The sequence below is a fragment of the Nonomuraea sp. NPDC005983 genome (genome assembly GCF_040614375.1).
Taxonomy (GTDB): Bacteria; Actinomycetota; Actinomycetes; order Streptosporangiales; family Streptosporangiaceae; genus Nonomuraea.
Genome location: NZ_JBEXUP010000269.1, coordinates 1 through 4,079 on the forward strand (window position 1 = coordinate 1; position 4,079 = coordinate 4,079).

Annotated in this window: 2 protein-coding genes; one reads left to right on the plus strand and one right to left on the minus strand. The window is 73.4% G+C overall.

All coding sequences use genetic code 11. The features are described 5' to 3' along the window. On the minus strand, positions 1–1,955 hold a 1,955-nt coding region (locus ABZ297_RS46370), incomplete at its 3' end, for a tetratricopeptide repeat protein (protein ID WP_355360885.1). Between the two features lie 150 nt (positions 1,956–2,105). Between ABZ297_RS46370 and ABZ297_RS46375 the strand changes: the two genes are divergently transcribed. Then, entirely contained in the window at positions 2,106–3,902 is a 1,797-nt protein-coding gene (locus ABZ297_RS46375; RefSeq protein WP_355360888.1) for an ABC transporter ATP-binding protein, read from the plus strand. Positions 3,903–4,079 lie beyond the last annotated feature (177 nt).

The window sequence follows — 4,079 nt, forward strand, 5'->3', positions numbered from 1 at the left end:
CCGTCCGGCCCCTGGCCCAGATAGACGATCCCCTGCCCGCCCGCGCCCAGCCGCCGGGCGGTGCTCTCGTGCAACCCCGCGTCGCGGCTGAGCAGCAGCGCCTCGGTGAGCCTGGCCCGGGCCTCCACCAGGTCGCCCGCGTCGAGCGCGACGCCGCCGAGCCCGGCCAGGCAGCTGATGATCTGCTGCCCGGCGTCGACGTGGCGCAGCAGGCGCAGGCTCGACTCGTAGTGCCGCCTGGCCGAGGCCGTGTCGCCGGTGCGGCGCGCCACCTGCGCCAGGCCGAGGTGCGCGTTGGACCGCGCCCAGTGGTTGTCGAGCCGCTCGCTGAGTGCCAGCACCTCCTGGAAGCCGCGCTGCGCCTCGTTCAGCCTGCCCTGGTAGAGGCCGATGAGCGCCCTGGTGCCCTGGACGATCGACTCCAGGATCGGGTCACCGCGCTGCCTGGCCGACTCCAGCGCCGGCCCCAGAGGTTCCTGCTCGCCCGTGGAGCGGGCCTGCAGGATCAGGCCGACCGCCTGGCCGTACTCGTCGCCCGCCGACCTGCACAGCTCCAGCCCCTCCCGCGCGGACCGGGCGGCCGTCTCCAGGTCTCCGCGCTGGACGGCCAGTTCGCCGCGCAGGATGGCGGCCTGCCCGCGCAGGCCGGACGGCACGTGGGGCGCGTCCAGCGCGAGCAGCCGGTCGAGTCGGCTTTCCAGGCCCGTGATCCGGCCGGCCGCGACCAGCAGGTAGCGCAGGTCGGTCAGCAGCTTGAACGCGGGCTCGGGCTGCCCGGACGCGATCGACCAATCGAGGGCGGCGCAGATCTCGCTCCTGAGCCCGTCGAGGAGGGTGCCGTAGCGCTCGATGACCGGCCAGTGCGTGCGCGCGCCCGGCGACACGGCGGCTGTGAACCCGGTGGCCAGCCTGACGATCGCCGCCAGGTGCGCGCGGCGCAGCGCGGTCTCCTCGCCCGACTCGGCGAGCTGCTCCAGCGCGTACTCGCGGACGGTCTCCAGCAGCCGGTAGCGGGCCTCGCCCGCGATCTCCCCGTCGAGCACGACCAGGGACTTGTCGACCAGGTCGCACAGGCGGGGCAGCACGTCCTCCTCGGGCAGGCCGTCGCCCGCGCAGGCCCACTCGGCCAGGTCGAGGGTCCAGCAGGCGCGGAAGGCGGCGACGCGGCGCAGCAGCAACCGTTCCTGCGGGCTGAGCAGCCGGTAGCTCCAGTCGACGGCGGCGCGCAGCGTGCGCTGCCTGGCGGGGGCGGTGCGGACGCCGTCGGCGAGCAGCCTGAAACGGTCGTCGAGCCGGTCGACGAGCTGCCTGACCGACAGCACCCTGACCATCGCGGCGGCCAGTTCGATCGCGAGCGGCAGCCCGTCGAGCGCCCTGCACAGCTCGGCCACGTGCGGCAGCACCTCGTCGGTGAGCTCGAAGCCGGGCCTGGCCGCCACGGCCCTGGCCTGGAAGAGCCGCACCGCTTCGCACCGCGCGGGGTCGCCCGACAGGGACAGCGGCGGCACCCGCCACACGGCCTCTCCGGGGACGCGCAGCGGCTCGCGGCTGGTGGCCAGGATGGTCAGGCCGGGACACGCGCCGAGCAGGTCGCGGGAGAGCTCGGCGCACTCGGCGATCACGGTCTCGCAGTTGTCGAGGACGAGCAGCACGTGCCTGCCGCCGATCGCCTCCGGCAGGTCGCCCGCGACCCCGAGCGCGGCGCAGGCCTGGCCGAGCAGGGCGCCCTTCTCCAGGTCGGCCAGCTCGACGAGACGCACGCCGCCGGGGTGTTCGGGCGCGATCCTGGCGGCCAGGCGCAGGGCCAGCCTGGTCTTGCCGATGCCGCCCGCGCCACAGAGGGTGACGACCCTCGTGACGCGCATCAGGTGGACGAGCTCGTCCACATCGGACTCCCTGCCCACGAACAGGTTCGGCTCGGCCGGTAGATCGCTGGGGTCGGCGGATCGCAGCATCACTCAGAGTGTGACACCAACTACGGCCCGCGCCCATACGTAATTCAGGTGAGAACTGTCGGTGCCTGCGGGCACACTCAGAGTATGCCTGAAGAGCCCCTCGAATTAGGCGAGATCTCCCTTTCCGAGTGGCATGCCCACACGGACAAGATGGCCGAAGTCGGTTTTCTCACCATTGCCAGGCGGCTGCCGTCCCTCGTGGGCCACGCGATGGGCATGGCCTGGCGGGCCAGCCCCCGCGACACCGCAGCCACCATCGTCCTCAACCTGCTCAGCGGCGTGTTCACCGCGTTCGGGCTGCTGGCGACCACCGGCGTGCTCAACGCGCTGTTCCAGGAGGGCCCCACCCCCGAGCGGGTGCTGGCCGCGCTGCCGAGCCTGCTCCTGGTCGGCGCGGCGGCCGTGCTGCGCACCACCCTGCAGGCGGGCGCGGGCTGGGCCCAGGGGCGCCTCGACCCGCAGGTGTCCCGCCTGACCGAAGAGCGGCTGTACGGCCTGACCAGCCAGGTCGACCTGGTGGCCTACGACGACCCCGACTTCCACGACGCGCTCCAGCGGGCCAGGGCGCGTGGCGTGGCGATGGCCGACTCCGTGGTGGCCTCGGCGATCAACGTAGTCACCGCCGTCGTCGGGCTCACCGCCGTGGCGGGGGTGCTGGGCGTGCTGCACCCGGTGCTGCTGCCGCTGCTCGTGCTCGCCGTCCTGCCCGACGCGTGGGCCACCGTGCGCAGCGCCCGCATGCGCTACTCCACCCTCTACACGCTCATCCCCGCGCACCGCCGCAAGTGGATCATCGCCGAGCTGCTCGCCGACCGCGAGCCCGCCGGCGAGGTCCGCTCGTTCACCATGCGCGGCTTCCTGCTGCGCATGTACGACGCGGTGGCGCAGGCCGAGCAGGGCGTCATGCTCGGCCTGGCCAAGCGGCAGACCATCGCGCGGCTGGTCGGCGAGGCCCTCGGCGGGGCGGGCACCGGGCTGGTCTACGTGGCGCTCGGCGTCCTGCTGTCGATCGCGGCGATCCCGCTGGCCGTGGCGGGCACCGCCGTGCTGGCGATCAGGTCCGGCCAGACGTCGCTGTCCAACCTGTTGTTCGCCACGAACCGGCTCTACGAGGAGGGCCTGTACTTCACCGACTTCCTGGAGTTCTGCGCCGCCGCCGAACGCCGCCTGGCCGGGCCCCGGCCCGTGCCCGCCCCCGAGTCCTTCGAGCGCATCACCGTCGAGAACGCCGTCTTCACCTACCCCGGCGCCGACTCGCCCGCGCTGCGCGGCGTCTCCATCGAGATCAAGAAGAACGAGATCATCGCGTTCGTCGGCGAGAACGGCTCGGGCAAGTCCACCCTGGCCAAGATCCTTTCCGGCCTGTACGAGCCCGACTCGGGCACGGTCGCCTGGGACGACGTCGACCTGCGCGAGGTCAGCCCCGACGAGCTGCGCCTGCGCACCGCCGTCATCGCCCAGGACCACACCCGCTGGCCCCTGACCGCCCGCTACAACATCACGATGGGCACCGACAAGGGCGAGGAGGCGTTGCACGCGGCCGCCGCCGTGGCGGGCGCCGACGAGGTCGTCGCCGACCTGCCCCACGGCTACCGCACCCTGCTCGACAGGCGGTTCAAGGACGGCCACGAGCTCTCGGGCGGCCAGTGGCAGCGCATCGCGGTGGCCCGCGGCTTCCACCGCGACGCGCCCCTGCTCATCTGCGACGAACCCACGGCCGCACTCGACGCCCGAGCCGAACACGCCCTGTTCGAACGCATCCGCAGCCACTCCGACGGCCGCACGGTCGTCCTGATCACCCACCGCCTGGCGAGCGTCAGGTACGCCGACCGCATCTACGTCCTCGACCACGGCAAGATCGTCGAACAGGGCGACCACGAGACCCTGATGGCGCTCGACGGCCTCTACGCCGACCTCTACACCCTGCAGTCCTCGGCCTACCGCTGACCCGCGCCGTCAGGGCGCCCCCACGGCGGGCCGGGCCGTCAGAGCGGTCTGCCCCCGGCCTGCCGTCAAGGCGGGCCGACGGGGTGGGCCGACGGGGCGGGCCGTCAGGCGAGGGCGGCCTCCAGGACGCTGCGGGCCAGCGGCGCGGCCGCCGTCGAGCCGCCTCCCTCCAGCACC

What these genes read in the sequence shown, in the direction of transcription:
- ABZ297_RS46375 (WP_355360888.1), top strand. Translation starts at nt 2,106, where the DNA reads ATGGCCGAAGTCGGTTTTCTCACCATTGCCAGGCGGCTGCCGTCCCTC.